Source organism: Moorena sp. SIO3I6 (genome assembly GCF_010672095.1).
Map to the genome: position 1 here is coordinate 1 of NZ_JAAHHU010000737.1, position 2,345 is coordinate 2,345.

Sequence of the window (2,345 nt, forward strand, 5' to 3'; positions counted from 1 at the left end):
CTAATTATGACGCTTCCTATACTTATGCAGAGGAAGCAAAAGGGGAATATCGAGAAGAAACCACCGACGTAGGACGATTTCCCCCCAACGGCTTTGGCTTATACGATATGCATGGCAATGTTTGGGAGTGGTGTGCGGATCCAAGGCATTCTAATTACGAAGGAGCTCCTAAAGATGGGAGTATCTGGAATCAATTTGATAATAATACTTATTATAATTTTTTGCGGGGCGGGTCCTGGTTCCTCAATCCTGGGAATTGCCGTTCTGCCTACCGCGGCAGCTATCTCGCGCGCGTTTTCATCTTCGACAATGTCGGTTTTCGTGTGGCGAGGGCTGTTGGGAGGACTTAGCCCTTTTTCCTTTTTGACCTTTGGCACTTTTATACTTTTATACTTTATTTCCGCCGTATGAGATGGATTTGATAACTATAGTTTAAAATCAAGGCAATACAATCCTCTCAGCAAACAAACTCTGCAATCGCTCTAACTTACCACCCTTTTGATACAATAAATCTCCCTTACCCAACAAATAAGCCGCTTCAGTGTTGGTGCCACCAAAAATAATCTTTGAATCCGCTTCAGAGGCTGTGCGTAAAGCAATTCGCCCTGGTAAATTAGAGCGAATAATCGGAGTAACAACGTTAGCGTCTGGCCGTTGAGTAGCAACAATCAAATGAATCCCAGCAGCTCTAGCTTTTGCTCCCAAACGCTTAATACTTAATTCTAACTCTTTGCGGATTTCTTTTTCAGCCATGAAGTCAGCATATTCATCAAAAATACAGATTATCCGAGGTAACGCTAGGTTTGGTTTATTACTCAATTGCTGATTATAAGCATCCAGGTGAGGACACTTGGCTTGTTCAAATTTCAGGTAACGCTCCTCCATTTCGTCAACTAATTCTGCCATCAGTTCGATAGCGCGATCGCTATCTTTTACGATTGGTGACAGCAACCATGGCATGTCCTCAAATTCTGGGAAAGTGACGCGCTTGGGATCAACTAGAGCAATTTTGAGCTGTTCAGCAGAATGGTTATAAAGTAGGGATAGCAGAAGCGATCGCAAAAATTCGCTCTTGCCACTTCCGGTTGTGCCCCCTACCAAAAAGTGACAAGTATTGGGATCCGATAAATCCGCTTCTACCAATTTCCCATCTAAATTTACTCCAAGCCCAATCTTGGGAGGATTACTAGAGCTTTGGTGAACCTGGATATAGTCAGAAAATCTAGCTACTTCTCTATCCTCATCCTTCCGTGGTAAATCCACACTGACATACCCAGCTTCAGGAGTAATCAGGGGAGGATTCTCCAGACCTAAGTGTACTTGTAAATCCTTGGAGCGATTCTGTATCGATATGACTTTTACCCCACGATTGGGTTTTACCTTGATCCGGACAAATGCTGGAGCAACTGTTGCGTTGACATAATCGACACTAATTTTAAAGTCTTCTAAAGTACTCACCAATTTTTCCCCGGTCTGATCAGCATCAAGAGTTTTCCGGGATGGTGCCTTGACCGGCTTTTGCTTAGTATCAGGAATTTTGCGGGATGGTGCCTTGACTGGCTTTTGCTCAGTTTTCCCATCCTCAAAAAAGGTTTGACAGGTCTGTTGTTGGGGACAAATGTTGCATAGGTGAGGCTGTCGTGTCGGTGGTGGTGGCTTCAGGTTGCCCTTACCGATTGTGGGAGTGCAATGGTTTTTTCGGCGTTGCTCATTAGTTTTGGTCAAGCCCCCTAAATCCCCCAACTTTGGGGGACTTTGAGAGTTTTGTTCCCCCCAAAATTGGGGGGCTAGGGGGGCAAAATCATACCCAGAATCAGCAACGCCCCCATCTCCACTCTCTTCGACCTGGGCAGGTTTCCAAGTCAGCCATTCCCGCATCTGTTGTAATTTATGGGGAATGAGCTGATGCACTGTATCCTCTAGCTCTTCCCGGGAATAGTAGTGTTTTTGGAATTCCGGTAAAACACAATAAACCGCTGCATCGATTGCTACTCCTTTTTTTTGGTGGAGCATGTAACTATAGAGGGCTACTTGAGCTAAGTTAGCGGATGGATCTACCGGTTGATAGGTTTTATAGTCTACGACACAATAGCGATCGTGCTCACAGTCGAAGATTAAGCTATCGAATTTTCCATTAACTCGTTGCTGGGTACCATCAGGAAGAGTGAAGTTATAACTGAGCTTTATTTCTTGAGCAACGAAGGTTTTACTAATTACTTCCTCTGGCTGACAATAGGGTCGATTAGTAACTAGCAGTTGAGTCCAATGGGGAATTAGTGATTTTAATCCTTGCCACAGTTGAAGTAAGATCGAGGCTATATCTGGATTGGTATTGATTTTGGGGA

At 44.2% G+C, this 2,345-nt stretch carries 2 protein-coding genes; one reads left to right on the forward strand and one right to left on the reverse strand.

The annotated features are described in order from the left end of the window. A partial coding sequence (locus F6K49_RS42060) for a formylglycine-generating enzyme family protein (RefSeq protein WP_293107240.1) occupies positions 1–350 on the forward strand: 350 nt, incomplete at its 5' end. An 88-nt stretch (positions 351–438) separates the two neighbouring features. Here the strand turns inward: F6K49_RS42060 and F6K49_RS42065 are convergent. After that, positions 439–2,345 (reverse strand): DNA translocase FtsK (locus F6K49_RS42065; protein WP_293107243.1); only part of this gene is annotated, 1,907 nt, incomplete at its 5' end.